The organism is Pseudomonas sp. GW822-FHT03F08 (assembly GCF_058801265.1).
In genome coordinates, this window is the sequence record NZ_JBXANC010000001.1 from 354,195 (window position 1) to 380,360 (window position 26,166).

27 protein-coding genes and 1 other RNA gene are annotated in these 26,166 nt (G+C 60.0%); 11 read left to right on the plus strand and 17 right to left on the minus strand.

From position 1 onward, the window contains the following. Window positions 1-18: 18 nt before the first annotated feature. The 8 genes from gcvT to AC1RME_RS01665 form a co-directional block, all read right to left on the minus strand. Entirely contained in the window at window positions 19-1,101 is a 1,083-nt protein-coding gene (gcvT, locus tag AC1RME_RS01630) for a glycine cleavage system aminomethyltransferase GcvT (protein WP_096817431.1), read from the minus strand. 156 nt (window positions 1,102-1,257) lie between these two features. Next, the gene (locus AC1RME_RS01635; protein WP_096817430.1) at window positions 1,258-2,874 is read right to left on the minus strand and encodes an ABC transporter permease; all 1,617 of its coding nucleotides are present in this window, start codon (window positions 2,872-2,874) and stop codon (window positions 1,258-1,260) included. A 95-nt stretch (window positions 2,875-2,969) separates the two neighbouring features. Further along, a complete protein-coding gene (locus AC1RME_RS01640) occupies window positions 2,970-3,974 on the minus strand; it encodes an extracellular solute-binding protein (RefSeq protein WP_096817428.1) in 1,005 nt (334 codons plus the stop codon). A gap of 107 nt (window positions 3,975-4,081) precedes the next feature. Further along, window positions 4,082-5,299 carry a 2-octaprenyl-3-methyl-6-methoxy-1,4-benzoquinol hydroxylase gene (locus AC1RME_RS01645; protein WP_176504800.1) on the minus strand — a complete coding sequence of 406 codons (1,218 nt, stop codon included), beginning with the start codon at window positions 5,297-5,299 and terminating at the stop codon, window positions 4,082-4,084. A 9-nt stretch (window positions 5,300-5,308) separates the two neighbouring features. Next, window positions 5,309-5,794 (minus strand): DUF4442 domain-containing protein, encoded by a 486-nt coding sequence (locus AC1RME_RS01650; RefSeq protein ID WP_102619639.1) that lies wholly within the window; start codon window positions 5,792-5,794, stop codon window positions 5,309-5,311. After that, window positions 5,787-6,974, minus strand: a complete 1,188-nt coding sequence (ubiH, locus tag AC1RME_RS01655) for a 2-octaprenyl-6-methoxyphenyl hydroxylase (RefSeq protein WP_007951808.1) — start codon at window positions 6,972-6,974, stop codon at window positions 5,787-5,789. The genes AC1RME_RS01650 and ubiH overlap by 8 nt, the downstream gene beginning before the upstream one ends. Then, a complete protein-coding gene (gene pepP / locus AC1RME_RS01660; RefSeq protein WP_096817422.1) occupies window positions 6,971-8,305 on the minus strand; it encodes a Xaa-Pro aminopeptidase in 1,335 nt (444 codons plus the stop codon). The genes ubiH and pepP overlap by 4 nt, the downstream gene beginning before the upstream one ends. A 27-nt stretch (window positions 8,306-8,332) precedes the next feature. Continuing rightward, window positions 8,333-8,893, minus strand: coding sequence for a YecA/YgfB family protein (locus AC1RME_RS01665; RefSeq protein ID WP_249483003.1), 561 nt, complete (start codon window positions 8,891-8,893; stop codon window positions 8,333-8,335). A 125-nt stretch (window positions 8,894-9,018) separates the two neighbouring features. Here AC1RME_RS01665 and AC1RME_RS01670 point away from each other — a divergent pair, with 125 nt between their 5' ends. From AC1RME_RS01670 to AC1RME_RS01685, 4 genes are all read left to right on the plus strand, one after another. Next, entirely contained in the window at window positions 9,019-9,228 is a 210-nt protein-coding gene (locus tag AC1RME_RS01670; protein ID WP_096817418.1) for a TIGR02449 family protein, read from the plus strand. After that, window positions 9,225-9,542 (plus strand): cell division protein ZapA, encoded by a 318-nt coding sequence (locus AC1RME_RS01675; RefSeq protein WP_096817416.1) that lies wholly within the window; start codon window positions 9,225-9,227, stop codon window positions 9,540-9,542. Before AC1RME_RS01670 ends, AC1RME_RS01675 begins: the two co-directional genes overlap by 4 nt. Window positions 9,543-9,572: 30 nt before the next feature. Continuing rightward, window positions 9,573-9,751, plus strand: a non-coding RNA gene (gene ssrS, locus AC1RME_RS01680) — 6S RNA. 81 nt (window positions 9,752-9,832) lie between these two features. Continuing rightward, a complete protein-coding gene (locus tag AC1RME_RS01685; protein WP_096817414.1) occupies window positions 9,833-10,438 on the plus strand; it encodes a 5-formyltetrahydrofolate cyclo-ligase in 606 nt (201 codons plus the stop codon). A 37-nt stretch (window positions 10,439-10,475) separates the two neighbouring features. Here the strand turns inward: AC1RME_RS01685 and AC1RME_RS01690 are convergent, their stop codons facing one another. Next, window positions 10,476-10,631: a hypothetical protein gene (locus AC1RME_RS01690; RefSeq protein WP_007911192.1), complete on the minus strand. Its 156-nt coding sequence runs from the start codon at window positions 10,629-10,631 to the stop codon at window positions 10,476-10,478. 197 nt (window positions 10,632-10,828) lie between these two features. Here AC1RME_RS01690 and AC1RME_RS01695 point away from each other — a divergent pair, with 197 nt between their 5' ends. Continuing rightward, window positions 10,829-11,278, plus strand: a complete 450-nt coding sequence (locus AC1RME_RS01695) for an EVE domain-containing protein (RefSeq protein WP_096817412.1) — start codon at window positions 10,829-10,831, stop codon at window positions 11,276-11,278. 46 nt (window positions 11,279-11,324) lie between these two features. Here the strand turns inward: AC1RME_RS01695 and AC1RME_RS01700 are convergent, their stop codons facing one another. Continuing rightward, window positions 11,325-11,732 (minus strand): flagellar basal body-associated protein FliL, encoded by a 408-nt coding sequence (locus tag AC1RME_RS01700; protein WP_065259922.1) that lies wholly within the window; start codon window positions 11,730-11,732, stop codon window positions 11,325-11,327. Window positions 11,733-11,882: 150 nt separating this feature from the next. Here AC1RME_RS01700 and AC1RME_RS01705 point away from each other — a divergent pair, with 150 nt between their 5' ends. The 4 genes from AC1RME_RS01705 to AC1RME_RS01720 all read left to right on the plus strand — a co-directional run bounded on the left by AC1RME_RS01705 (window position 11,883) and on the right by AC1RME_RS01720 (window position 15,531). Then, window positions 11,883-12,860, plus strand: a complete 978-nt coding sequence (locus AC1RME_RS01705; protein WP_493090312.1) for an NADPH:quinone oxidoreductase family protein — start codon at window positions 11,883-11,885, stop codon at window positions 12,858-12,860. A gap of 170 nt (window positions 12,861-13,030) precedes the next feature. After that, window positions 13,031-14,125, plus strand: a complete 1,095-nt coding sequence (locus AC1RME_RS01710; RefSeq protein ID WP_493090314.1) for a hypothetical protein — start codon at window positions 13,031-13,033, stop codon at window positions 14,123-14,125. A 264-nt stretch (window positions 14,126-14,389) separates the two neighbouring features. Next, on the plus strand, window positions 14,390-15,259 hold the full coding sequence (locus AC1RME_RS01715) for an S-type pyocin domain-containing protein (protein ID WP_493090316.1): 870 nt from the start codon (window positions 14,390-14,392) through the stop codon (window positions 15,257-15,259). Continuing rightward, on the plus strand, window positions 15,256-15,531 hold the full coding sequence (locus tag AC1RME_RS01720; RefSeq protein WP_096817408.1) for a bacteriocin immunity protein: 276 nt from the start codon (window positions 15,256-15,258) through the stop codon (window positions 15,529-15,531). The genes AC1RME_RS01715 and AC1RME_RS01720 overlap by 4 nt, the downstream gene beginning before the upstream one ends. 50 nt (window positions 15,532-15,581) lie before the next feature. Here AC1RME_RS01720 and AC1RME_RS01725 read toward each other — a convergent pair whose 3' ends face one another. Then, window positions 15,582-16,196 (minus strand): energy transducer TonB, encoded by a 615-nt coding sequence (locus AC1RME_RS01725; RefSeq protein WP_176504796.1) that lies wholly within the window; start codon window positions 16,194-16,196, stop codon window positions 15,582-15,584. 173 nt (window positions 16,197-16,369) lie between these two features. Then, complete coding sequence (locus tag AC1RME_RS01730; protein WP_493090318.1) at window positions 16,370-17,002, minus strand: flagellar basal body-associated protein FliL; 633 nt, start codon at window positions 17,000-17,002, stop codon at window positions 16,370-16,372. Window positions 17,003-17,227: 225 nt separating this feature from the next. Here AC1RME_RS01730 and glpT point away from each other — a divergent pair, with 225 nt between their 5' ends. After that, on the plus strand, window positions 17,228-18,577 hold the full coding sequence (glpT, locus tag AC1RME_RS01735; protein WP_096817403.1) for a glycerol-3-phosphate transporter: 1,350 nt from the start codon (window positions 17,228-17,230) through the stop codon (window positions 18,575-18,577). Here the strand turns inward: glpT and AC1RME_RS01740 are convergent. Further along, window positions 18,553-19,221 carry a gamma-glutamylcyclotransferase gene (locus AC1RME_RS01740; protein WP_096817401.1) on the minus strand — a complete coding sequence of 223 codons (669 nt, stop codon included), beginning with the start codon at window positions 19,219-19,221 and terminating at the stop codon, window positions 18,553-18,555. The genes glpT and AC1RME_RS01740 overlap by 25 nt on opposite strands. Window positions 19,222-19,576: 355 nt before the next feature. On the opposite strand from AC1RME_RS01740, the gene AC1RME_RS01745 reads away from it, so the two are divergent. Beyond that, entirely contained in the window at window positions 19,577-20,053 is a 477-nt protein-coding gene (locus AC1RME_RS01745) for a sn-glycerol-3-phosphate transporter (protein WP_493090320.1), read from the plus strand. Window positions 20,054-20,084: 31 nt separating this feature from the next. Here AC1RME_RS01745 and AC1RME_RS01750 read toward each other — a convergent pair whose 3' ends face one another. The 4 genes from AC1RME_RS01750 to rho all read right to left on the minus strand — a co-directional run bounded on the left by AC1RME_RS01750 (window position 20,085) and on the right by rho (window position 26,017). Beyond that, window positions 20,085-21,053, minus strand: coding sequence for a CDP-6-deoxy-delta-3,4-glucoseen reductase (locus AC1RME_RS01750; protein WP_192559260.1), 969 nt, complete (start codon window positions 21,051-21,053; stop codon window positions 20,085-20,087). Further along, a complete protein-coding gene (gene ubiD / locus AC1RME_RS01755) occupies window positions 21,053-22,519 on the minus strand; it encodes a 4-hydroxy-3-polyprenylbenzoate decarboxylase (protein WP_007951823.1) in 1,467 nt (488 codons plus the stop codon). The genes AC1RME_RS01750 and ubiD overlap by 1 nt, the downstream gene beginning before the upstream one ends. Window positions 22,520-22,588: 69 nt before the next feature. Continuing rightward, window positions 22,589-24,586 (minus strand): acyltransferase family protein, encoded by a 1,998-nt coding sequence (locus AC1RME_RS01760; protein WP_493090322.1) that lies wholly within the window; start codon window positions 24,584-24,586, stop codon window positions 22,589-22,591. A 171-nt stretch (window positions 24,587-24,757) separates the two neighbouring features. After that, window positions 24,758-26,017 (minus strand): transcription termination factor Rho, encoded by a 1,260-nt coding sequence (gene rho, locus AC1RME_RS01765; protein ID WP_003229334.1) that lies wholly within the window; start codon window positions 26,015-26,017, stop codon window positions 24,758-24,760. Between the last annotated feature and the right edge of the window lie 149 nt (window positions 26,018-26,166).

Here is a 26,166-nt window from a genome sequence, read left to right on the forward strand (position 1 = left end):
CGTGCCCGCCGGAAAAGGTTAGATCAAGGTTTTGCCGTGACGGACGAAGGTCGGTTTGACCACTCGTACCGGATACCACTTGCCACGGATTTCCACTTCGGCGCGGTCGGCAGTCGCCATCGGTACACGCGCCAGGGCAATCGACTTGCTAAGCGTAGGAGAGAAACTACCACTGGTGATCTCTCCTTCGCCAACATCAGCGATACGAACCACCTGATGCGCACGCAAAACCCCGCGTTCCTCGAGCACCAGACCCACCAGTTTGTGCTGCACGCCGGCGGTTTTTTCCGCTTCCAGCGCATCGCGACCGATGAACCGACGCGTGGCCGGTTCCCAGGCGATGCTCCAGGCCATGTTCGAAGCCAGTGGCGAAACGTCTTGATGGATGTCTTGGCCGTAGAGGTTCATCCCGGCTTCCACCCGCAAGGTGTCGCGGGCACCGAGGCCGATGGGGGAAATGCCGGCGCCCACCAGATCGTTGAAAAATCCGGGGGCCTGATCGGCCGGCAGGGCGATTTCCAGACCGTCCTCACCGGTGTAGCCGGTCCGTGCAATGAACCAGTCACCGTCGACGTGACCTTCGAAAGGCTTGAGCATCTGGATCAGATTGGCGCGGGACTGGGTCACCAGCTCGGCAATCTTGTGCCGGGCATGGGGGCCTTGAATGGCGAGCATCGCCAGATCCGTACGCTCGTGCAGTTGCACGTCGTAGCCGGTGAGATGAGCCTGCATCCACGCCAGGTCCTGATCGCGGGTCGAGGCGTTGACCACCAGTCGGTAACCGTCCTCGAGGCGGTAGACGATCATGTCGTCGACGATACCGCCGCGCTCGTTAAGCATGGTGCTGTACAACGCACGGCCGGGGCTGTGCAGGCGTTCGACGTCATTGGCCAGCAAATGCTGGAGCCAGGCCTTGGCCTGGTGGCCGGCGACATCGATCACGGTCATGTGGGATACATCGAACACCCCGCAATCGCGACGCACCTCGTGGTGCTCCTCGACCTGCGAGCCGTAATGCAGTGGCATGTCCCAACCGCCAAAATCGACCATCTTCGCGCCGAGGGCGAGATGCAGGTCATAGAGAGGCGTACGCTGTCCCATGGGTTTCTCCTTCCGGGCGTGGCGAAGGTGCGGAGCGCTGCTGCACGGTTTGAAAGCCCTGTAGAAGAAGGCTTTCAGCCGATTTCAGCGACAGGGTCTGTCAGACGGACCGCACCGAATGCCGCGCATTGTAGCCGCATGATTCAGGACTGACGACTAAGTGTTTCTGTGGGCCGAGCGCCGGATCAGGCCGACGACCGGCAACAGGCCGACCAGAACCAGGGTCAGCGCCGGCAACGACGCCCTCGCCCATTCGCCTTCGCTGGTCATTTCGAAGATCCGCACGGCCAGCGTGTCCCAGCCAAACGGGCGCATCAGCAGGGTCGCGGGCATTTCCTTGAGTACATCGACGAACACCAGCAGTGCAGCGCTGAGTGTGCCGGGTAGCAACAGCGGCAGATACACTTTGAAAAACAGTCGCGGCCCACTGACACCCAGGCTACGTGCCGCTTCAGGCAAAGAGGGCCGTATACGCGCCAAGCTGTTTTCCAGCGGCCCGTAGGCCACCGCCACGAACCGCACCAGATAAGCCATCAACAACGCCGCCAGACTGCCCAGCAGCAACGGTTTGCCTGTACCGCCGAGCCAGCCGGAGAGTGGAATCACCAGCTCACGATCCAGATAACTGAACGCCAGCATGATCGACACCGCCAGCACCGAGCCCGGCAACGCGTAGCCGAGATTGGCCAGACTGACGCCGGAACGGATCGCCCGGGTCGGTGCCAGACGTCGGGCGAACGCCAGCAACATCGCCACGCTGACCGTGATCAACGCCGCCATGCCACCCAGATACAGGGTGTGCAGAATCAGCCCGGCGTAACGCTCATCCAGATCGAAACGCCCGCGCTGCCAGAACCACACCAGCAGTTGCAGCACCGGGATGACAAACGCACAGGCGAACACCAGACCGCACCATCCGGTCGCCGCCCAGGCCTTGGGCCCGCGCAGGTGATACAACGCCTTGACCCGTGGCCGCTCGTTGCTCGCCCGATTGGCGCCCCTCGCGCGACGTTCGCCGTACAACACCAGCATCACCACCAGCAACAACAGGCTGGCCAGTTGCGCGGCGCTCGACAGGCTGAAGAAGCCATACCAGGTCTTGTAGATCGCGGTGGTGAAGGTGTCGAAGTTGAACACCGAGACCGCGCCGAAATCCGCCAGCGTTTCCATCAGTGCCAGCGCCACGCCAGCGCCGATGGCCGGTCGCGCCATCGGCAACGCTACGCGCCAGAATGCCTGCCACGGCGACTGCCCGAGCACCCGCGCCGCTTCCATCAGGCCTTTGCCCTGGGCGAGAAACGCGGTGCGTGCCAGCAGGTAAACGTAGGGGTAGAACACCAGCACCAACACCAGGATCACCCCGCCGGTGGAGCGCACTCGCGGCAGGCGCAGGCCGGTGCCGAACCATTCTCGCAGCAGGGTTTGCACGGGGCCTGCGAAGTCCAGCAGGCCGACGAACACGAACGCCAGCACGTAAGCCGGGATTGCGAACGGGAGCATCAACGCCCAGTCGAGCCAGCGCCGACCGGGGAATTCACAGAGGCTGGTGAGCCACGCAAGGCTTACGCCCAGCAGGGTCACGCCGATGCCGACACCGAGCACCAGCGTCAGGGTGTTGCCCAACAGGCGTGGCATCTGGGTTTCCCACAGGTGCGACCAGATCTGTTGGTCGATAGTTTGCCACGACAGCAGGAGCACGCTGAGGGGGAGCAGCACCAACGCGGCGATGGCGAAGACGATGGGGTACCAGCGGCGTTGGGCGGGGTGGGCCAAGGAAAGACTCTCGTTAAATGAATGTGCCCACGCTCTGCGTGGGCACACATCCTGTGACGCTGCGCGTCACGCTTGCGGCGATTCGACTCGCAACGTCAGTTCCAACCCGCCCGATCCATCATCCGGATCGCTTCAGCCTGACGCTTGCCCGCCACCTCAACCGGCAACGTATCGGCCACAAACTGCCCCCACGCCGCCACTTCTTCCGAAGGTTTCACCGCCGGATTCGCCGGGAACTCCTGGTTCACGTCAGCGAAGATCTTCTGCGCCTCAGGCGTGGTCATCCACTCGACCAGAGCCTTGGCCGCTTCCGGGTGTGGTGCATGTTTGGTCAGGCCGATGCCCGACAGGTTGACGTGCACACCGCGATCCGCCTGGTTCGGCCAGAACAGTTTCACCGGCAGATCCGGCTTCTGCTTGTGCAGGCGACCGTAGTAGTAGGTGTTGACGATGCCGACGTCGCACTGGCCGGCGTTGATCGCTTCCAGCACCGCGACGTCGTCGGAGAACACGTCGGTGGACAGGTTGTTGACCCAGCCCTTGAGGATCTTCTCGGTTTTCTCGGCGCCATGGACTTCGATCATGGTGGCGGTCAGCGACTGGTTGTAGACCTTCTTCGCCGTGCGCAGGCACAGGCGGCCTTCCCAGTTCTTGTCGGCCAGCGCTTCGTAGGTGGTCAGCTCGCCCGGTTTCACCCGTGCGGTGGAATAGGCGATGGTCCGCGCACGCAGGCTCAGACCTGTCCAGGCGTGGGTGGACGAGCGATATTGCAGGGGAATGTTGGCGTCGATGGTTTTCGAGGTGAACGGCTGGAGAATGCCCATCTGCTCGGCCTGCCAGAGGTTGCCGGCATCGACGGTCAGCAGCAGGTCGGCGGTGGCGTTCTCGCCTTCGGCCTTGATCCGCTGCATCAGCGGCGCTTCCTTGTCGGTGATGAACTTGATCTTCACCCCGGTCTTGGCGGTGTAGGCATCGAACACCGGCTTGATCAGTTCATCGATACGCGACGAGTAGACCACCACCTCATCGGCGGCCTGGGCGGCGGTGCTGCCAATCAGGGTCAGGGCCAGTGCGGTCAGAAGACGCTGGGGTGCCAACATGGGAGTGATCTCTCGGTCGGGAAAAGTGGCCCAAATGATAAGGACTCACATTTACCAGCTCAATCGAACACTTTCCCAAGGAGTTACCAGATGTTGCACGACATTCGTCAGGCCTTGGCGAGGGCCGGCAAGTCCCCGGTCAGCCCCAACGCTTCACGCACAAACAGCGCTTTGGCCTCTGGCATCTGCTCGACGATTTTCAGCCCGGTGTTGCGTAACCAGCGCAGCGGCAGCGGATCGGCCTGGAACAGCCGCTCGAAACCTTCCATCGCCGCCATCAGCGCCAGGTTATGCGGCATGCGCCGGCGCTCGTAGCGGCTCAGCACTTTCACGTCCGCCAGGCGTTCGCCGCGTTCGTTCGCTTGCAGCAGCACTTCGGCCAGCACCGCGGCGTCGAGGAAACCGAGGTTCACACCCTGCCCCGCCAGTGGGTGAATGGTGTGCGCCGCATCGCCAATCAACGCCAGGCCTTCGGCCACGTAGCGCTTGGCATGACGTTGACGCAGCGGCACGCACAGACGCGGGTCGGCGCTGATGACGTCGCCGAGGCAACCTTCGAACGCGCGCTCCAGCTCACGGCAGAAATCCGCTTCATCCAGCGCCATCAGCCGTTCGGCTTCGCTCGGCGTGGTCGACCAGACGATCGAGCACCAGTCCTGCTGACCATCACGCTCCAACGGCAGAAACGCCAGCGGCCCGTGATCGGTGAAGCGCTGCCACGCCGTCATGCGGTGCGGTTTGCTGCTGCGCACGCTGGTGACGATGGCGTGGTGCAGATAATCCCACTCGCGGGTGGCGACGCCGGTCAGACGGCGCACGGCAGAGTTGGCACCATCCGCCGCGATCACCAGCGGTGCGCGCAAGGTGCGGCCGTCGGCCAGGGTCAGCAGCCAGTCGTCGCCGGAGCGGCGCATCTGCTCCAGTCGCGCGTTGGGCAGCAAGCCCAGATCGCAATCATGCAGACGGTCGAGCAAGGCATCCTGCACCACGCGGTTTTCGACAATGTGGCCGAGCACATCGGCGTGCACGCTGCTGGCCGAGAAATGAATCTGCCCGGTGCCGCTGCCGTCCCAGACATGCATGTCGGTGTACGGGCTGCTGCGTCGGTTGACGATGCCGTCCCACACGCCGAGGCGATCGAGGATCCGCTGGCTGGCGGCCGACAACGCGCTGACTCGCGGCTCGAACGGCGCATCGCCATTGAAGGGTTTGACGCTCAGCGGGCTGCCGTCGAGCAGCAGGACTTCCAGCCCGCTGTTCTGCAACGCCAGCGCCAGGGCGCTGCCGACCATTCCGGCTCCGACAATCAGCAGATCTGCGCGCATTTCCATGCTTTAAGCCTGTCTCGCTTGCGGCTTGAGCCGCACGTAAAGGGTTTTACCGACCCGCGCCACCAGGTTGCCGGCGCCGTCATGAATGTCGACCTGCAGCTGCGGCAGGTATTTCTCGCCACTGGCGGTTTGCCGACGGATCTCGTCGAGCAGGGTGTCGTCGATGTTGAACCGGGCGAACACCGGGCCTTTGCCCGGCGCAATGAAGTCAATGTCGGCAGCCTTGTCCCAGACGATGTACCGCGAGCCGAGGTTTTCCATGAGCATCAACATGAAGAACGGGTCGACCATCGAATACAGACTGCCGCCAAACTGGGTGCCGACGTAATTGCGGTTGTACCAGCCCAGGCCCATCGAGACCTGGATGTCGCGAAAGTCATCGCTGATGTGCTTCACCCGGACACCGGCGCCGAAGTACGGCGGGTAGAACGTCATGATCCAGCGCATCAGCTGCGCCTTGCCAAACTGTTTGATCAGCCACTCACGCATCCGGCCGCGTCCCCAGCCCCATGGCCTGACGGGCAAACCAGCGCTTGGCCGGCGGCAGCAGATCGAGGCCGAGCAGGCCGATGTTGCGCCCCAGCGATACCAGTGGCTGAGTGCTGCCGAACAGGCGCGTGACCTGATCGGAGAAACCGACGGTGAGGTCCTGATCGAGGCGCTGGCGCTCGCGATAGGCCTGCAACGTGGCGAAATCCCCCAGCGGTTTGTCGCTGGCCAGCAGTGCGGCGGCCAACGCATCGGCATCGCGCAGGGACAGGTTGAAACCCTGCCCGGCAATCGGGTGCAGGCTGTGGGCGGCGTTGCCGAGCACGGCCAGATGCGAACGCACCTGCTCTTCGGCTTCCACCAGCGACAGCGGATACAGATGCCGCGCGCCGACCTGTTTCAGGGTACCGAGGCGGTAGCCGAACACGCCTTGCAGCTCGCTGAGGAAATCCCGCTCGCTCAGGTCCGCCAGACGTTGCGCGTCCATGCCCAGACGGGTCCAGACCAGCGCGCAGCGGTTCTCCGGCAGCGGCAGCAGCGCCATCGGGCCTTCATCGGTGAAGCGCTCGAAGGCCATGCCGTTGTGCGCTTCACTCGGGGTGATGTTGGCGATCAACGCGCTCTGGTTGTACGGGCGTTTGCGCACGTTGATGCCCAGTTGCTCGCGCAGACCGGAACGACCGCCATCGGCGAGCACCGCCAGATCGCACTCGACCGTGGTTTCATCGTTGAGGGTCAGGCGATAGCCGTCGGGCAACGGTTCCATGCGGGTGACTTCTGCCGGACAACGCCAGCTGATCACCTCTTTATCGAGGTGCTGCCACAGGCACTGGCCGAGCCAGGCGTTTTCCACCACGTAACCGAGCGCCGGGACGCCCTCTTCCATCGCCGACAGTCGGGCGGTGGAGAAACGACCACGGTCGGACACGTGAATCTGCTTGATCGGCTCGGCGCGGCGGGAGATTTCCTGCCACACGCCCAGCCGTTGATAGATCTGCCGCGAGCCGAAAGACAGCGCCGATGAACGGGCGTCGTAACTTGGCTGCCATGTGTCGCCGGGGGCGAACGGTTCGATCAGCACGATCTTCCAGCCACGGGCCTTGGCCCCGGCCTGCAAGGCCAGCGCTAGACTGGCGCCGACCAGACCGCCACCGATGATTGCCAGATTGACCCGACTCATGCCGCGCAGGTCCGTGCTTGCGCCATCAGGGCTTCGATCTCGGCGACGGTTTTCGGCACGCCGTGGGTCAAAATTTCACAACCGCTCTTGGTCACTACCACGTCGTCCTCGATGCGCACGCCAATGCCGCGCCATTTCTTCGCTACGTTCTGATTGTCCGGGGCGATGTAGATGCCCGGCTCCACGGTCAGCGCCATGCCGACTTCCAGCACCCGCCATTCGCCGCCGACCTTGTATTCGCCGACGTCATGCACATCCATCCCGAGCCAGTGGCCGGCGCGGTGCATGTAAAACGCCTTGTAGGCTTCGGACGCGATCAACTCGTCCACTTCGCCCTGCAACAACCCGAGCTTCACCAGCCCGGCGGTGATCACCCGAACCGTCGCTTCGTGTGCCTGGTTCCAGTGCTTGTTCGGGGCGATTTCGGCGAACGCCGCTTCCTGCGAGGCCAATACCAATTCGTAGATCGCTTTCTGCTCAGCCGAAAACTTGCCGTTGACCGGCCAGGTGCGGGTGATGTCGCTGGCGTAACAGTCGATCTCGCAACCGGCGTCGATCAGCACCAGATCACCGTCCTTGAGCAACGCGTCATTCTGCTGGTAATGCAGGATGCAGCTGTTGCGCCCGGCAGCGACGATCGAACCATAGGCCGGCATCTTCGCCCCGCCCTTGCGGAACTCGTAATCGAGTTCGGCTTCGAGGCTGTACTCGTACAGCCCGGCGCGGCTGGCCTGCATCGCCCGGATGTGGGCCTGGGCGGAAATCCGCGCCGCTTCGCGCATCACCTTCACTTCTGCCGCCGATTTATACAGGCGCATGTCGTGCAGCAGGTGATCCAGGGCAACGAATTCGTTCGGCGGCTGGGCACCGAGGTGCGCCTTGGAGCGGATCACGTTGATCCAGTCCATCAGGTGGCGGTCGAATTCCGGGTTGCTGCCCATGGCCGAATACACCCGGTCGCGGCCCTCGATCAGGCCCGGCAGGATGTCGTCGATGTCAGTGATGGGGAAGGCGTCGTCGGCGCCAAAATCGCGAATCGCGCCTTCCTGGCCGGCGCGCAGGCCATCCCAGAGTTCCCGTTCGGCATTGCGTTCACGGCAGAACAGCACGTATTCGCCATGTTCGCGACCAGGCATCAAGACGATGACCGCCTGTGGCTCGGGGAAACCGCTCAGGTACTGGAAGTCGCTGTCCTGACGGTAGACGTGCTCGACGTCACGGTTGCGAATGGCAACCGCAGCGGCGGGCAGGATGGCGATGCTGTTGGGTTCCATCTGCGCCATCAGCGCCTTGCGGCGACGGCTGTATTCCGCTTTCGGGATATGGATCATGGGCAGATGGCTTTCCCTGGCACGCGATCAGTGCAGCGACGGCTTGGCGGCTGGCGGCACGTCGGCTTTCTTGGTTTCGGAGAACAGCAGCAGCGGCGCTACACGCAGGTACTCCATGACTTCCATGTAGTCGCTTTCGCCGTCTTCGGACTCTTCCAGGGCGTCTTGCACCTGGGAGATCGCCGCCAGATCCTGCAACACTTCGGTGGCCTCGGTGCTCAGCATGCTGCTGTCGCGGCAGTTCAGGCCGAAACCGGTGAGGAAGCCCTGGCACCATTCACCCAGCGCGGCAGCGCGCTCGGCCAGTGGTGCGTCATCGTTCGGCAGCAGCAGAACCACGGTGACGTCGTCGCCGGTGAGTTCGCTCTTGACCATTTCCTGCAGGCCGATCAGCGCGTTGCGGACGTTGTCCTGCGGCTCGCTTTCGAGCAGTTCGGCGGCATCGATCAGCCATTCGTCTGCATTGAAGCCGGCGCCGGCACAACTGCGGCCCAGCAACAGGCCGTGCAGTTCGGCAGGCGAAACGGAGTGACCGCTGGAATTCAGCAGGGTGGCAAAGCCTTGGTACGGGGAATTCTGAATGGGCATGGGCAGCTAGGCGCCAGACGGCGCTATGTCTAGAATGAAGGCCTTGTATCCTACATCGACAGACTCGCCAAGACCATTAAAGGCTGTCCGCCAGCCAAACCCATCAGACCGAATCAGTGGACACAATGGAAGACACCGACCTGCAAGCGCTGATGGCCAGACTCGAACTGCTGATTACTCGGGTCGAGCAACTAAAGAGTCAAAACGCACTCTTACAAGCTCAGGAAAAGACCTGGCGCGAGGAACGCGCTCACCTCATTGAAAAAAACGAAATCGCCCGGCGTAAGGTCGAATCGATGATTTCGCGCCTCAAGGCCCTGGAGCAAGACTCATGAGTTCAAGCAATAGCGTTACCGTGCAGATCCTCGACAAAGAATATTCGATCATCTGCCCGCAGGAAGAACGCAGCAATCTGGTCAGTGCCGCGCGTTACCTGGACGGCAAGATGCGCGAGATCCGCAGCAGCGGCAAAGTCATCGGCGCCGACCGCATCGCCGTGATGGCCGCGCTGAACATCACCCACGATCTCTTGCACAAAGAAGAGCGTCCGGACATCCAGGCCAGCGGCTCGACCCGTGAACAGGTGCGAGACTTGCTCGATCGTGTCGATCTGGCGCTGGCCGACGATCCGGACATCAGCAAGGGCTGATTCGCCAGGCGGCTTGAGGTATACTCGCCGCACTCCCTGGGGTGCTTGCCAGTTGACGATGTCCCTGAGCCGATTTGCACTACCCTGGGGGTTGCACGTTGGGCTGGTGTGCATGTCCGCCAGACGGAAAGCCTTAAAGCCTACTGCATCCTCCACCTTGAACTCTCGGGTTCAAGGGCTAAGTCGACAGCGGCTCATCCGGGGAGCCTGATTCGAATCCGATGCCGGTGCATGCCGGCATCGGATTTTTTATGCGTACGTTTTCGTCCTCATCCTGCCGAAGCCGAACCATGACCGAACCCGCGTTGCTGCCCCGCCCCCAACTGCGCCGCCTGCTGCGCAAGGCCCGCCGCTCCCTGACGCCAAGTCAGCAACGCCAGGCCGCCGAAGGCCTGTACAAGCAGCTCGCGCAGGACCCGCAATTTCGCCGGGCCAGACACATTTCCCTGTACCTGCCCACCGACGGTGAAATCGACCCGCGCCTGCTGCTGCGCGCCGCCCAGCGACGAGGCAAGAAAACCTACTTGCCGGTGCTGAGCGCCTGGCCACGAACCAAAATGGTCTTTCAGCAGATTCGGCCCGGCGAAAAGCTGCGGCCCAACCGTTTCCGTATTCTTGAGCCCCGGGTCAATGTCGCCCGTCAGCGCAAGATCTGGGCACTGGATCTGGTGTTGTTGCCACTGGTGGGGTTTGACGATGTCGGCGGACGCCTGGGAATGGGCGGCGGATTCTACGACCGCAGCCTGGCGTATCTGGCCCGACGCCAGAACTGGCGCAAGCCGACGCTGTTGGGCCTGGCCCATGAATGTCAGAAAGTCGAACGACTGGCGCAGGCCAGCTGGGATGTACCGTTGCAGGGAACGGTGACCGACAAGGCGTGGTATTTCGCAGGGTAGGCGCCGCGAGGGATTCAGCGGCGCCGGGAAGACGGTGTCAGCGTTTGAACGCTGTCGACTGCTGTACTTGTTGCGCCACTTCAATCGGAGCATCGGCCTTGTTGGCCCACAGACTTTGCGCATAACCGGTGGTCACGACGCCAAGACCAAACAAAATCACCAAAGTCCACAGCAAATCCGGTTTGCGTTTCATCGATTGCCCCCCTCAAGGCACATCATCACGATGACAGCAGCGGTTTCCATTCGTAGGCCGTGCAGCAGCGTCAAGCTTTAAAGGCCGGCATTTTGCGACAACGTGAACCTCTGCGCAAATGCTGGCGTCAACCGACTGTCGGTTTGTCATAAAATTGCCCGACAACCTGCCCAATGACCGTTTCAGGAGCACACACCATGGCCTATTGGCTGATGAAATCCGAGCCCGACGAACTTTCGATCAAGGGTCTGGAAAAACTCGGCAAAGCGCGCTGGGACGGGGTGCGCAACTATCAGGCGCGCAATTTCCTGCGGGCCATGGCGGTGGGGGATGAGTTCTTTTTCTATCACTCCAGCTGCCCGGAGCCGGGCATTGCCGGAATCGGAAAGATTATCGAGGCGGCCTACCCCGACCCGACGGCACTCGAGCCCGAGAGCCACTACTACGATCCGAAAGCCACGCCAGAGAAAAACGCCTGGAGTGCGATCGATGTCGCCCATGTCGAGACGTTTGCCCGGGTATTGAAGCTGGATTACCTGAAACAGCAGACCGCCCTGGCCGAAATGCCACTGGTGCAGAAGGGTTCGCGGCTGTCGGTGATGCCGGTGACGGCCGAGCAGTGGGCGGCGGTTATTGCGTTGCGCTAATGCGCCTGTGCAGGAGCCGGCAAACCGGCTCATGCACATTCCAGTCTTACTGAATGATCAGGTTGTTGAACAACAGATCCTCGACCACCGGCTTGCCGGTCTCGTCATTCATCACTTGCTGGGTCTGCTTCAAGGCTTCCTGACGCAGTTTTTCCTTGCCTTCGATGCTGCCCATCGCATCGGTGGTCTGCTGGGTGAACAGCGCCACCAACTGATTGCGGATCAGCGGCTCGTTGGCCTTGACCAGTTTGGTCGCCTCGTCACCGGTCACCCGCAACGCCACGTCGGCCTTGTAGACCTTGAGCTTCGGCGTGCCGTCCAGCCCGTAGTTGCCCACGAACGGCGGGCTCAGGGTGATGTAGTTGACCTTCGGCGCCTCGCCTTCTTTGGCTTCTTCGGCCAGCGCTGCCACAGGCAGAGACAGGGCCAGCAACAACATGATCCACGCTTTCACAATTCGCTCCTTATCCGGTTTGCGGCCTAGCATAACGACCCGCCGCGCAAGCACAAGCTTATGGCGGACTATCAGGGCCGGGCATGCTCGTTGACCCGTTGACTGCCACACCTACACTTATCGGCCATCACTCCCAAAGGAATAGCCCTGATGAAAGCCGTGCTGTGCAAAGCCTTCGGCCCTGCCGAATCGCTGGTGCTGGAAGACGTCGCCAGTCCTGTCGCCAAGAAGAATGAAATCCTGCTGGACGTGCACGCCGCCGGGGTCAACTTCCCGGACACGCTGATCATCGAGGGCAAGTACCAGTTCAAGCCGCCCTTCCCGTTTTCCCCGGGTGGTGAAGCCTCCGGCGTGGTCAGCTCGGTAGGTGAGAAAGTCAGTCATTTGAAGGTCGGTGACCGGGTCATGGCCCTGACCGGTTGGGGCAGCTTCGCCGAGCAGGTCGCCGTGCCGGGCTATAACGTGTTGCCGATTCCGCCGTCGATGGACTTCAACACCGCCGCCGCGTTCAGCATGACCTACGGCACTTCGATGCACGCGCTCAAGCAACGCGGCAACCTGCAACCGGGTGAAACACTGCTGGTACTCGGCGCTTCCGGCGGCGTTGGCCTGGCTGCCGTGGAGATCGGCAAAGCCATGGGTGCCCGGGTGATCGCGGCCGCCAGCAGCGCCGAGAAGCTTGCCGTGGCCAAGGCCGCCGGTGCCGACGAATTGATCAACTACAGCGAAACCAGCCTCAAGGACGAAATCAAGCGCCTGACCGACGGCCAGGGCGCCGACGTGATCTACGACCCGGTCGGCGGCGACCTGTTCGACCAGGCCATCCGCGCCATCGCCTGGAATGGCCGCCTGCTGGTGGTCGGCTTCGCCAGCGGACGCATTCCCGAACTGCCGGTCAACCTTGCGTTACTCAAGGGCGCGGCCGTGCTCGGCGTGTTCTGGGGCTCCTTCGCCCAGCGCCAGCCACAGGATAACGCAGCGAACTTCCAGCAACTGTTCGGCTGGTTTGCCGAGGGCAAGTTGAAACCGCTGGTGTCGCAGGTGTATCTGCTGAGCGAGGCGGCGCAGGCGATCAATGATCTCGGGCAGCGCAAGGCTGTGGGCAAGGTTGTGGTGCAGGTGCGCTGAAAGACTTTCATGAACAAAGCCGGGGGCATTAGCACAATAAACCCGGCCTCCTCAACTACTTTTTAAATTCCAACAACCAATAAAATCAATTAAGAAGTGGTAACTATATACCGCAGGAATTTCAGCAGATCACAGTAGTTTTATCTCATACAGACACAAGGAGTAACTGTATGAGCGATGAAAACTGGCGACCCGGCCAGCAAGTACTTTTAGATACCACTGAAGTTAACCCATACAAAACCCCAACTTCAGTTGCCGACGGCGGTGGATACGGCGGAGCGAGACCCGGTTATCGAGTAAATGCCGCAACCGCGCAGCAGGCACTGAAAGTCCGTACCAACCTAGACAGCGAACACCATCAAAAACTTTCCATAACACCAGCAACTATCAATTCAGAATTGATAAATAACGGAGCAACGAGCGCTGACACTAACCCACCCTCTGATATTGCTACTATTCAACATGAGAAAAACATCGTAATTCGGATGATTCAGCAAAAAAACGAAAACCTGCAACGTAGTGTCGTCGAAGCTAACAGCTTCTATGGGAGCGACCCCCACAATAAATCCCTGCAAGAATATATAAACACGTTCAACAGCAACCTAATAGGAAACGAGAGGGCGCCCGGAGAGGTGCACAGACAGTGGAAGAAATCGTATATCGCGGGCTATTCCGTCAGAGTGTATGCAGAGTCGATTCGTATCCTCACACACAGAGCTCACCAGCTAGATAGCGCGTTCGCAGCTGCGCAGGCTCGTCAACATGCGGCACACCAAGCGGCAGTTCAACAGGCCACGGCGGCACGAGCGGCTGCTGAACAAGCAGCACGAGCAGAGGCGGTGCGTGCTGCTGCCGAACAAGCAGCGCGAGCAGAGGCGGTGCGTGCTGCTGCCGAACAAGCAGCGCGAGCAGAGGCAGTGCGTGCTGCTGTCGAACAAGCAGCGCGAGCGGAGGCGGCGCGTGCTGCTGCCGAACAAGCGGCACAGGAACAAGCCAGGCGACGCGAAGCGGAGAAGCAGATTGAAGAACAGAGAGCACACAGGGCCGCTTCTGAAGTTGCAGACCGGTTCGATGCTGTGCTTAAACAGCTGACGGTAAATAAGCCAGAGACCTCAAGTGAAAAACTTCAACGATTAAAGGAAACACATCAAAAGCTGTATGCCGCACATGTCGAAGCATCAAAAGCCGAGCGCGTATTCAAAGACTTCTACAATTTTCAAAGACGGAAAAGACGCTGGAAAACAATTAAGGACACACAAAAATAAATTAGCGAGCTAACACACCAGATAAAGAATAGTACAAAGATAAAACCGCCCGCTGTTGACGGCACTGTTACATCTGCCTACCCCCTGGTAGTCAGCTCTGACGGACTAATCGCGGGGTTCGAAGGCTCGCCTCTTACGTTAGGCAAGGCGCTCGACACTCTCAGCGCCCTACGCGGGGCAATTTCCGCTGGGCCAGTCAGTACGTTTCTAGCTTCAGTTTTTTATACGCCGACACTCGGCAACGGCGAACTGCAGCGCAGCCCGTTGATTCTTACGATCCCTTTATCACAAACCGCCCACAACGATGAGCGTGTAGCACTTCCTGGACTGGCCGAGGCCAACTGGCTCCCTACCCGCGCGGTATCGTCGGTTAAGGGAGAGCACACGCAGCTCTATTTACGTTCAGCTGATCCAGGTCAAACGGTCAGAGTCAGGCAAGCAAAGTTTAATCGCTCGGACAATCTCTACACCTTCACGACCGAGGGTTTGTTCCCGATCACGTTGACCTGGACGCCCAAGACGCCTCCTGGAGACGACATCCCCTCAACCACTGAATTGCCCGCAACCGATTCTGGAACCAGAATTTATCCCGGAGCCCGCGTTACCCAGATTGAAGGCCGGCTAGACGAGCACCCTGCCTGTGAAATAGACGACCCTGATGACTATATCCTGACGTTTCCCATCGAGTCGGGAATCGAATCCATCTACATGATGGCCACTCGCGGTGGCCCTCGGTATGAGCCAGGGACGGCTACAGGCAAGGGGCAAGAGGTCGGCGAAAATTGGCTGGGTGGCGCAACACAATCAAGTGGCTCCCCTGTCCCTGCACAGATTGCGGATCAGCTACGTGGTCAGGACTTCAGGAATTTTGACAGATTCAGGGAAAAATTTTGGAGGGCGATTGCATCTGATAGCTCGCTGAGCGGGCAGTTTGGCAATGTTGATCTTGAAGAGATGCGAAATGGCGCAGCACCTTATACCGACCTAAATGACAATGTCGGTGGCAGAGAAAAATATGAAATACACCATAAGCAAAGAATTGCTGATGAAGGCGCGGTGTATGATGTGGACAACTTGACTGTCTTGACCCCAAAAGCACATATAGAACTGCACAAAAGTGGTATACAACAATGATCCTTAAAGACAAGCTGGAAGATTATACGGAAGCTGAATTTCTAGCTTTCTTAGAAGGCTTTTATAAAAATACAACTGGGCTGTCAGGTGATGCGTATAGCGCTTACTCATCTGAGCGCATGCGCCACTTTGAGAAGATAACTGAACACCCTCGTCAGCGCATGGTTCTAACTCGCCCAATAAATGGCCGAGAAGATAGTCCAAAAGGTGCATTGGACGAAATCAAAGAATGGCGCCAAGCAAACGGCAAGCCTGGGTTCAAAGCTGAATAATTCATCAGCCAGACAGTGTCACACCTACAGCGACACTGCCTGGCTTTTTACTAAAGCAATTCGCGAATATCCTCCGGCAACAAATTCACATACCGACTATTCGGGCTTTTTCCGCAGCGATCAATAATGTAGCGGGCACGCTCATTGAGTTTGGCAATCAAGCCCAGTCGACGCTCGTCCGAAAGCTGAGCTGTATAAACCACGCTGGATAAATACGCCCGCGTGTAATGGAAGACTGGCAAGTGAACCCAAGAAGAAACCGGACGGCGAATAGCGTATTGGTGGAGATCGACACATCGCACTCTGCGCAGCCATTGGTTTGCGTGAATCGGTGAATCAATATCCAGTCGAAAAACCATGGGGGCGATGACTTCCCGTTCTGCGGGTTTGCCCGCCTCTACGGTCCATGGCCTGAATCGCCATTGCCGCAGGGCATCAGTGACCGCTTCGGAAAAGTCAGGATGTTCACTTTCCAGAATGCCGATGTCACTCACCGAGCCATCTGCATTGGCGGTGAAGCGGACACGAACCTCACCCATAACCCCCGCCTTGGCAAGTTCGCGAGGATAAACCGGGCCCGGATTATTGTCGGGGATCAACACCACCTCTGCTGCTTCTACAGCACCAAGAAACGCCAATAGAAACAGAGCAAAAAACCACCGCATGACCCACCCCTTCAAGCTGAAATGCCGAATCGGCAACAGCACAAAGACTACGGAGCAATGGCGTTCAACTGAATGGCGCAACTTCTGCTTTGGATGCAGGACATTGCCTAAGCTGCGACGGGAAATCGGGCGAAAGCGCTGCGTAAACAGTCGCAGGTAACTTTTCTGACGGACTACTCTCTCTGACTGTCGTCCCCGGCATCGCCCGGCAACAGATGTTCCTGAACCTTCCGGCTGCGGGCCTTGATGAGGTGGCCCTCTTCATCGAAGCGCAGAACGATCAACCAGTCGTAGACTTCGTCCGGCCATTTTTTCTGGCCCATCAGGGCCGTGCTGTCGCCGCCGAACGCTTGAATCAGGTGGTTGATATGGCCGTGATGCCAGGCGATCAGGATCGTCGGCGCCTGATTGCTCTTGCGCAGCAGCTTGACCAGCTCGTGGGCATCGCCATTGATGTAAGGCTGTTCGACAGACAGGCCCAGGCGTTCGGCCAGCGGGGTCAACGTCAGGCGTGAGCGGGAACTCACCGGGCTGTCACCAGCGGCAATCAGCCGTTCCGGAGTGAGCGTCTGGCCATCCAGTTTCAACGGATTGAAATAGTCGACGTAGGCGCGGGCCCTTTCTTCGCCCCGGGCATTGAGTACCGTCCCTTCAGTCGGCTTTTCCGCATGGCGAATGATCAGCACCGTGGCATTGCGCAAACCGGACTGGGCAGGGTGATCGGCGTAAATCAATGTCAGCACCGCAACGACAATGACCGTCGCTGCCAATAATCGGCGCATCAGCATGCGAACCTTCAAAGCCATCATTCATCTCTGTTGATCAGTCGGGCGACGGATCGCGAGTCTAAGCCACCCCATGTTCACAAGTGGTGAAAACGCCCTGTTCTTACAGCAGAGCGACAGGTTCGTAAAAGAACGTGCGACTTCCAACATTTTCCGCTGTTTTGCCGATGCGAACCGGTGCTATTTTCGGTAACGAAACTGTAACATTCGCATCCGCAGTCAAAACAAGAAATTTGGAGCTCTTGAATGTTTGCTTTCTTTCGACCTGCCGCACATCAGGCTCCATTGCCTGAAGAAAAAATAGACAGTACTTACCGACGCCTGCGTTGGCAGATCTTCGCCGGTATCTTCTTTGGCTACGCGGGTTACTACCTGCTGCGCAAAAACTTCTCCCTGGCCATGCCGTACCTGATCGACGAGGGTTATACCCGTGGCGAGCTGGGTCTGGCGATGTCGGCCATCGCAATCGCCTACGGTCTTTCCAAGTTCCTGATGGGCCTGGTCTCCGACCGCTCCAACCCGCGCTACTTCCTGCCATTCGGCCTGCTGGTTTCGGCGGGGGTGATGTTCATTTTCGGTTTCGCGCCTTGGGCAACGTCCAGCGTGACCATGATGTTCATCCTGCTGTTCATCAACGGCTGGGCCCAGGGCATGGGCTGGCCGCCGAGCGGACGGACCATGGTGCACTGGTGGTCGCAGAAGGAACGCGGTGGCGTGGTGTCCGTGTGGAACGTGGCGCACAACGTCGGTGGCGGTCTGATCGGCCCGCTGTTCCTGATCGGCATGGGCCTGTTCAACGACTGGCATTCGGCGTTCTATGTGCCGGCGGCGGTAGCCCTGGCGGTGGCGGCGTTTGCCTTCATCACCATGCGCGACACCCCGCAATCGGTCGGCCTGCCGCCGATCGAGAAGTACAAGAACGATTACCCGGAAGGCTACGACGCCAGCCACGAAGACGAATTCAGCGCCAAGGAAATCTTCGTCAAATACGTGCTGCGCAACAAAATGCTCTGGTACATCGCCCTGGCCAACGTCTTCGTCTACCTGTTGCGCTACGGCGTACTGGACTGGGCGCCGACCTACCTCAAGGAAGCCAAGCACTTCGACGTCGACAAGACTTCGTGGGCGTACTTCTTCTATGAGTGGGCGGGTATTCCGGGCACGCTGCTGTGCGGCTGGATGTCGGACAAGATCTTCCGTGGCAACCGTGGCCTGACCGGCATGGTGTTCATGGCCCTGGTGACCGTGGCGACCCTGGTTTACTGGCTGAACCCGGCCGGTAACCCGACCGTCGACATGATCGCGCTGTTCTCGATCGGCTTCCTGATCTACGGCCCGGTGATGCTGATCGGTCTGCAGGCGCTGGAGCTGGCGCCGAAGAAAGCCGCCGGTACTGCGGCGGGCTTCACCGGCCTGTTCGGTTATCTGGGTGGTTCGGTCGCGGCCAGTGCAGCGATGGGCTACACCGTGGACCACTTCGGTTGGGATGGCGGTTTCGTGCTGCTGGTGGGCGCTTGCCTGCTGTCGATGGCCTTCCTGGCGCCGACCCTGTGGCACAAGCAAGTCGCCAGTCAGAGCCGCGAAGCAGTCGCCTGATCGGTTTTTGACTTACAGCGTTTGAGCCGCGCCTCCAGATTCCGGTCTGGCATGGCGTGGCTGCGCAGGGCGTGAGCGGTCTGCTCGACATAATCGCGAGTCGTGCCGTAACGCCCGCAAGCGCTTTCGAACACCTGGCTCAGCACATGATCCGGCAGATTGCCGGCATAGCTGGGCAGGTGTCGTTCCAAGACAAATCCCAACGCCTGTACCTGGCTGCCATCTTCAAGACGGCAGTTGAGCCAGTGTGGCCGATAGGACGGGAACGGCATCTCGCGTTTCCACAGCGCATACAGCGCACTGTCGAGGTTGTCTTCCGGCAACCGATAGGCAAAGCCGCTGCACGAACCGCCGCGATCCAGACCGAACACCAGCCCCGGCATTTCCGGTGTGCCGCGATGTTCGTGGGACCACAGGTACAAACCGCGATGGTAGCCATGCACCCGCCCGCGCACCCGCTCCACCGCCGAACATTCCGGCCGCCAGATCAACGAACCATACGCGAACAACCACACCGGCCCACCCTTGTGGCGTGCCATGGTCGATTGCATGGAAGCGAGAAGTTGTTCGTGAGTCAGCTGCGGCCCCAAGTCGAGCCGCGGAGGGTAAGCCAGATTCAGAAAAGCAGATTCAATGGCTGTCATGACGGAAGTATTCGGCCCCGCAAGTATTACAAGATGTAAGCACAATTCGCTTGATAGAACATATAGCAGTAACTGTAAAACGAAAAGTGCTAAAGGATGTATGACACCTTTGATAGCGCTAATTCGGGGTTATCCGCGAGGGCTATCTTGTTTGATATAGCCTAATACCATTGCGCAGATATCTTAAATACCCGAATGAAATATCGATAAGCCTTCGCTTCGTTCAGGTTTCGTTCATGAAGCCCCGGGATTTTTCCTACTAAAATTTCGGACTTTCCATATTTACCGTCGCTGAACGCCTACGTACAACGGCTTTCCTCTGGCGCAAGCCAACCCGTTCAACCGAGGCTGCACGATGAACACACCAAGGCTTTTGGCCGCACTTTTATTGATTCAGACCGGCCAGGCACTGGCCGCCGATGATTCGCAAGAGGACAAGGGTTTCTGGTATGCACAGACCAGTGTCTATACCAAACATTACTCACCCGACCCCGAACACAATAATCATCAGGACTTGATCGGCATTGAACGCAATCAGGCTTCCAGCTGGGTATTTGGCGGGGCAACTTTCCGCAACTCGTTCCGCCAGCGCTCCAATTACGCCTATGCCGGCAAACGCTTCGACAGTGCCGATTATCCGGTGTACGTGAAACTCACCGGTGGGTTGCTGCAGGGTTATCGGGGTGACTACAAGGACAAGATCCCGCTCAATCACTTCGGCGTTGCACCGGTGATCATCCCGTCCGTCGGCACCCATTACGGCCCGCTGGCCGCCGAGCTGGTCTTTCTCGGCGCCAACGCGGCCATGGTGACGACGGGCGTGCGGTTCTAGGAAGGCTCAGCCGAGGGCTCAGTCGCGCGGCTCAAGAGCGCGGCGCATATGCAAACACATCGGCGCGCATCTGGTGGGCGTCCATCCCGGCTTCCACCAGCGCATCCAGCGTGCCGTAGACCATCGCCGGCGAACCACTGGCATAGACGTGCAAGGGTTTCAGATCCGGAAAGTCCTCGCACACCGCCTCATGCAACATCCCGCAGCGCCCTTCCCAGCCGCATTGGTCGCTGACGACCTTGTGCAGGAACAGGTTGGGCAGCTTCAGCCATTCGTCCCAATGTTCGATTTCATAGAAATCTTCCGGACGACGCACGCCCCAGTACAAATGCACCGGATGTTTGAAGCCGTTGGCCCGGCAATGTTCGATCAGGCTGTGAATCTGGCCCATGCCGGTGCCGGCGGCGATCAGCACCAGCGGCCCGTCGGGCAATTCCGCGAGGTGGGTGTCGCCGAACGGCAGTTCGACCCGCACCATCGAATTGCGCTGCAGTTGCTCGATCAGGCTCAGGGCACTGGCTTCGCGCGCCAGCACGTGGATTTCCAGGTCTCGCCCGCCGTGGGGCGCCGAGGCCATGGAAAAGGCTGACTTCTCGCCGCTCTCGCGCTCGATCATCAGGTACTGGCCCGCGTGATAACGCGGCGGCTTGCCGGCCGGCGCCCGCAGGCGCACGCGCCAGGTATCGCCACCGACGTCCCGGCATTCGATGACCTGACACGACAGGCTGCGCACCGGCAGTTCTCCCAGCGCGAGCACGCCATCCCACAGCAGGATGCAGTCTTCCAGCGGCTCCGCTATGCAAGTGTAGAACTCGCCGTGGTCATGCACCTTGCCGGCCTGTTCGACCCGGCCTTCCACCAGCAGCGCTGCGCACACGTGACAATTGCCGTTGCGGCAGCTTTGCGGGCATTCGTAGCCCAGGCGCCGCGCACCATCGAGAATCCGCTCTCCGGGCCGTATCTCGAGCACCGCTCCGGAGGGCTGCAGGGTTACACGCATCAATCTATTCCTAACTGATTCCAGATGGCATCGATCCGTTGGGTGACGGCATCATCTTTGACGATGACGCGGCCCCACTCGCGAGTGGTTTCGCCCGGCCACTTGTGGGTGGCATCCAGGCCCATCTTCGAGCCAAGACCCGACACCGGCGAGGCGAAGTCGAGGTAGTCGATCGGCGTGTTGTCGATCATCACCGTGTCGCGCTTGGGGTCCATGCGCGTGGTGATGGCCCAGATCACGTCGTTCCAGTCCCGCGCGTTGATATCGTCGTCGGTGACGATAACGAACTTGGTGTACATGAACTGTCGCAAAAACGACCAGACACCCAGCATCACGCGCTTGGCGTGGCCCGGATACGACTTCTTCATCGTCACCACGGCCATGCGGTACGAGCAGCCTTCCGGCGGCAGGTAGAAGTCGGTGATTTCCGGGAACTGTTTCTGCAGGATCGGCACGAACACTTCGTTCAGCGCCACGCCGAGGATCGCCGGCTCATCCGGCGGACGGCCGGTGTAGGTGCTGTGGTAGATCGGTTTGATCCGGTGGGTGATACGCTCGACGGTGAACACCGGGAAGCTGTCGACTTCGTTGTAGTAACCGGTGTGGTCGCCGTACGGGCCTTCGTCGGCCATCTCGCCCGGATGGATTACGCCTTCAAGGATGATTTCGGCCGTGGCCGGCACTTGCAGGTCGTTGCCACGGCACTTCACCAATTCTGTGCGGCTGTCGCGCAACAGGCCGGCGAAGGCGTATTCGGAGAGGCTGTCCGGCACCGGGGTGACGGCGCCGAGAATGGTTGCAGGATCCGCGCCGAGGGCCACGGACACCGGGAACGGCTGGCCCGGATGTTTCTCGCACCACTCACGAAAATCCAGCGCGCCACCCCGGTGGCTGAGCCAGCGCATGATGACCTTGTTGCGGCCGATCACTTGCTGACGGTAGATGCCGAGGTTCTGCCGATCCTTGTTAGGACCTTTGGTGACGGTCAGGCCCCAGGTGATCAGCGGCGCCACGTCGCCCGGCCAGCAGGTCTGCACCGGCAGCATCGCCAAGTCGACGTCATCACCTTCGATGACCACTTCCTGGCACGGGGCATCTTTGACGACTTTCGGCGCCATCGCGATGATCTTGCGGAAGATCGGCAACTTCGACCACGCATCTTTCAAGCCCTTCGGCGGCTCCGGCTCCTTGAGGAACGCCAGTAGCTTGCCGATTTCGCGCAGCTCGCTGACCGACTCGGCGCCCATGCCCATGGCGACCCGCTCGGGCGTGCCGAACAGGTTGCCGAGCACCGGAATGTCATAGCCGGTCGGTTTCTCGAACAGCAGCGCCGGGCCCTTGGCCCGCAGTGTGCGGTCGCACACTTCGGTCATCTCCAGCACCGGCGAGACGGGAATCTGGATGCGTTTCAACTCTCCGCGCTGCTCAAGCTGCTGCACGAAATCCCGAAGATCCTTGAATTTCATTGACGATGGCACCCTCAAAATAGGCGTACATCCTACCTGCTATGCCGGTCGCTGGCAGCCCGTCACTGCTTACTTGGCTGCATTCACCTGGCCGCTACCCGGATTTTTACCGGCCTGCAGACTGACAAACAGCGGTTCGAGGATCGGCGCCACGAATCGCGCACCGACTTCCGACAGGTGATTGTCATCCTTGTACAGCGAATAGCCGTCGAGTTCGGCGCGACACAGACCGTTTTCATCACACAGCCGTGGCGCCGGATCGATCACCCGCACCATCGGATCCTGCGCCAGTTGGGCGAACAACCGGCTGATGAATGCCTGGCGCTTGTCATGCTCGCCGATGGCCAGGCCGACCTCATCCACCGAATGACCCAGCATCGCAAGGCGTGTCAGGCGATACGGCGGGTTGAACGCCTGCAACGGCGCCTCTTTCACCAGCCAGACCCGATGCCCGCCCTCACGCAATTGAGCAAGCCGTGCGCGCAGCCCATCGGCCAGGCGTTGTTCAGCGACGGCACTGTCGTACTTACCATCCGGCTTTCTGAGCGCATGGTCGAGATCCCCTTTGGCGTCGCCATACAGATAGAGGCTCCAACGCGCGACCAGCACCACATCGCTGATACGTTGCGCGCTCAACCCCTGCTCGACACGCCGATTGAAACGCGTACAGGCCGCGTCATGCTCCAACCCTTCAACCGGAATACAACCGGCAGAGCTGGCGAGGATCACGTTGACGCCATGGGCTTGCGCAGCGTCCTCCAGCACCGGAATCAGTGCTGTAGCGTGGCTGTCACCCCAGACCATCGCCTGGGCCGGCAGGCTTTCCACACCGTAATGGCAGAACAGCTTGTCATCCGGGGCCTTGTCGTCCGTCAGGCACGCCATCAGCTCCGGCCGCCACTCGTGGCCCCTGGCATATTGCAGCGCCTGTTCGGACAGACGCGACGGCAAGCCATCGGTCCAGCGCAGGGCTTGTCCGGCCAGGCCGAGCACCAGGATGCCGCAAAAACCGGCCAGCAGAACCTGCCGGCGCCCGGCAAGCAGGCGACGCTCGCGGAACGGTGTTTCGACGAACTTCCATGACAGGTAACCCAGCACCAGCGTCAGCAGGATCAATCCTGCGATGTCCAGCGCACCCGGTTCCTCGACGCTGGCATAGCTGGAAAACACGAACACCGGCCAGTGCCACAAGTACCAGGAATAGGAAATCAGGCCGAGACCGACCATCACCCGACTGCTCAGCAATTGACCCATCAACGTTTCACGATGACCGTTGGCCAGGATCAGCGCCACCACGCCCAGCACCGGCAGCAGTGCCGCGGCGCCGGGGAATGGCGTGCTTTTGTCGTACCCGAAGACGGCCAGCAGGATCAGCGCCATGCCGAGCAGGCTCAGCCCCTGCGCTGCCATCGGTTTGAGGCGCCACGAATGCCGGGGCGCCACGGCGAGCATCGCACCGGCCAGCAGCTCCCACGCCCGCATCGGCAACAGGAAAAACGCCTTCTCCGGATAATGATGGACCGCCCACACGCTCAGCCCGAAGGACAGCAGCAATACGCCGAACAGCGCCAGCCGCCAGTGTTTCAGACGGCTCGACAGCAGGGTCAGCAACAGTGGGAAGAGAATGTAGAACTGTTCCTCCACCGCCAGCGACCAAGTGTGCAGCAGCGGCTTGAGATCCGAAGCGACGTCGAAATAGCCATCCTGACGCATGAACAGAATGTTCGAGACGAAGGTCACCTGGTAGCGCACCGAGCGCCCCAGTTCTTCGTAATCTTTGGGTGCCAACAGGAACCAGCCCACCGCCAGCACCGCGATGATCATCGCAAACAGCGCCGGCAGGATCCGCCGGGCGCGTCGGGCCCAGAACTCGACGAAGCTGAAACGCCCGGCCTGGCGCTGGTTCCAGATGATCGAGGTGATCAGGTAGCCGGAAATCACGAAAAACACGTCCACGCCGACAAATCCACCGGTGAACCCCGGGACGCCAAAGTGGAACAGCACCACGGCAATCACAGCGACTGCGCGCAAGCCGTCGATATCCCTTCGATAAGCGAGTGTGCTCATAAATCTTTAATGCCAATCAGGTGGTTATTTTTTGTACAGCCCAAGGCGCTGCTTCTTGTTTTTCCGGCACACGGACCTTAACAGATCGCACACCTGCGATCGCCCGGACAAAAATCAGGCAAAAAAATGGCGCCCCTGAAGGGCGCCATCTTTCGGACTCAACCGACGATGTTACTTGCGCTTCATCGACAGGAAGAACTCGTCGTTGGTCTTGGTCGTTTTCAGCTTGTCGACCAGGAACTCGATGGCAGCTACTTCGTCCATCGGGTGCAGCAGCTTGCGCAGGATCCACATGCGCTGCAGTTCGTCGTCGGCGGTCAGCAACTCTTCACGGCGGGTGCCGGAACGGTTGATGTTGATGGCCGGGAACACACGCTTCTCGGCGATCTTGCGATCCAGAGGCAGTTCCATGTTGCCGGTACCCTTGAACTCTTCGTAGATCACTTCGTCCATCTTCGAGCCGGTTTCAACCAGCGCGGTGGCGATAATGGTCAGCGAGCCGCCTTCTTCGATGTTACGCGCGGCACCGAAGAAACGCTTCGGCTTCTCCAGGGCGTGGGCATCGACACCACCGGTCAGCACCTTGCCGGAGCTCGGGATCACGGTGTTGTAGGCACGGGCCAGACGGGTGATGGAGTCGAGCAGGATCACCACGTCCTTCTTGTGTTCGACCAGGCGCTTGGCCTTCTCGATCACCATTTCAGCCACTTGTACGTGACGGGTCGGCGGTTCGTCGAAGGTCGAGGCAACCACTTCGCCGCGCACGGTGCGCTGCATTTCGGTCACTTCTTCCGGACGTTCGTCGATCAACAGCACGATCAGGTGAACTTCAGGGTTGTTACGGGCGATGTTGGCCGCGATGTTCTGCAGCATGATCGTCTTACCGGCTTTCGGCGGTGCAACGATCAGACCGCGCTGGCCTTTGCCGATCGGGGCGCACAGGTCGATCACACGACCGGTCAGGTCTTCGGTGGAACCGTTGCCGGCTTCCATCTTCATGCGCACGGTCGGGAACAGCGGGGTCAGGTTCTCGAAGAGAATCTTGTTTTTCGCGTTCTCTGGACGATCGAAGTTGATCGTGTCGACCTTGAGCAGGGCGAAGTAACGCTCGCCTTCCTTTGGCGGCCGGATCTTGCCAACGATGGTGTCACCGGTGCGCAGGTTGAAACGGCGGATCTGGCTCGGCGAGACGTAGATGTCGTCAGGGCCGGCGAGGTAGGAAGCGTCAGCGGAGCGCAGGAAGCCGAAGCCGTCCTGGAGAATCTCCAGCACGCCATCACCGGAGATTTCCTCACCGCTTTTCGCGTGCTTTTTCAGCAGGGAGAAAATCACGTCCTGCTTGCGCGAACGGGCCATATTTTCTATGCCCATCTGTTCGGCCAATTCGAGCAGTTCGGTAATCGGCTTTTGCTTGAGTTCAGTCAGATTCATATAGGAATGACGTAATCATTTATGGAGGGGGGGAAATTAAGCTTTTGGCTTAATGAGGCCGCGCCGCGGAGAAGGCGACAGGATCGCGTACTTGTTCGAAAAGGAGTGCGTCGGCGACGGCTAGCAGGGGGCAGTGGAGAAACCAGTGC

Bases quoted from the DNA above. Each gene is read 5' to 3' on its own strand.
- AC1RME_RS01760 (WP_493090322.1), bottom strand. From the start codon at position 24,586: ATGAGCACACTCGCTTATCGAAGGGATATCGACGGCTTGCGCGCAGTC.
- AC1RME_RS01675 (WP_096817416.1), top strand. From the start codon at position 9,225: ATGAGTTCAAGCAATAGCGTTACCGTGCAGATCCTCGACAAAGAATAT.
- ubiH (WP_007951808.1), bottom strand. From the start codon at position 6,974: ATGAGTCGGGTCAATCTGGCAATCATCGGTGGCGGTCTGGTCGGCGCC.
- AC1RME_RS01750 (WP_192559260.1), bottom strand. From the start codon at position 21,053: ATGCGTGTAACCCTGCAGCCCTCCGGAGCGGTGCTCGAGATACGGCCC.
- pepP (WP_096817422.1), bottom strand. From the start codon at position 8,305: ATGATCCATATCCCGAAAGCGGAATACAGCCGTCGCCGCAAGGCGCTG.
- glpT (WP_096817403.1), top strand. From the start codon at position 17,228: ATGTTTGCTTTCTTTCGACCTGCCGCACATCAGGCTCCATTGCCTGAA.
- AC1RME_RS01665 (WP_249483003.1), bottom strand. From the start codon at position 8,893: ATGCCCATTCAGAATTCCCCGTACCAAGGCTTTGCCACCCTGCTGAAT.
- AC1RME_RS01720 (WP_096817408.1), top strand. From the start codon at position 15,256: ATGATCCTTAAAGACAAGCTGGAAGATTATACGGAAGCTGAATTTCTA.
- AC1RME_RS01645 (WP_176504800.1), bottom strand. From the start codon at position 5,299: ATGCGCGCAGATCTGCTGATTGTCGGAGCCGGAATGGTCGGCAGCGCC.
- rho (WP_003229334.1), bottom strand. From the start codon at position 26,017: ATGAATCTGACTGAACTCAAGCAAAAGCCGATTACCGAACTGCTCGAA.
- AC1RME_RS01725 (WP_176504796.1), bottom strand. From the start codon at position 16,196: ATGCGGTGGTTTTTTGCTCTGTTTCTATTGGCGTTTCTTGGTGCTGTA.
- AC1RME_RS01670 (WP_096817418.1), top strand. From the start codon at position 9,019: ATGGAAGACACCGACCTGCAAGCGCTGATGGCCAGACTCGAACTGCTG.
- AC1RME_RS01650 (WP_102619639.1), bottom strand. From the start codon at position 5,794: ATGCGTGAGTGGCTGATCAAACAGTTTGGCAAGGCGCAGCTGATGCGC.
- AC1RME_RS01695 (WP_096817412.1), top strand. From the start codon at position 10,829: ATGGCCTATTGGCTGATGAAATCCGAGCCCGACGAACTTTCGATCAAG.
- AC1RME_RS01710 (WP_493090314.1), top strand. From the start codon at position 13,031: ATGAGCGATGAAAACTGGCGACCCGGCCAGCAAGTACTTTTAGATACC.
- gcvT (WP_096817431.1), bottom strand. From the start codon at position 1,101: ATGGGACAGCGTACGCCTCTCTATGACCTGCATCTCGCCCTCGGCGCG.
- AC1RME_RS01730 (WP_493090318.1), bottom strand. From the start codon at position 17,002: ATGGCTTTGAAGGTTCGCATGCTGATGCGCCGATTATTGGCAGCGACG.
- AC1RME_RS01740 (WP_096817401.1), bottom strand. From the start codon at position 19,221: ATGACAGCCATTGAATCTGCTTTTCTGAATCTGGCTTACCCTCCGCGG.
- AC1RME_RS01690 (WP_007911192.1), bottom strand. From the start codon at position 10,631: ATGAAACGCAAACCGGATTTGCTGTGGACTTTGGTGATTTTGTTTGGT.
- AC1RME_RS01685 (WP_096817414.1), top strand. From the start codon at position 9,833: ATGACCGAACCCGCGTTGCTGCCCCGCCCCCAACTGCGCCGCCTGCTG.
- AC1RME_RS01745 (WP_493090320.1), top strand. From the start codon at position 19,577: ATGAACACACCAAGGCTTTTGGCCGCACTTTTATTGATTCAGACCGGC.
- AC1RME_RS01705 (WP_493090312.1), top strand. From the start codon at position 11,883: ATGAAAGCCGTGCTGTGCAAAGCCTTCGGCCCTGCCGAATCGCTGGTG.
- AC1RME_RS01640 (WP_096817428.1), bottom strand. From the start codon at position 3,974: ATGTTGGCACCCCAGCGTCTTCTGACCGCACTGGCCCTGACCCTGATT.
- ubiD (WP_007951823.1), bottom strand. From the start codon at position 22,519: ATGAAATTCAAGGATCTTCGGGATTTCGTGCAGCAGCTTGAGCAGCGC.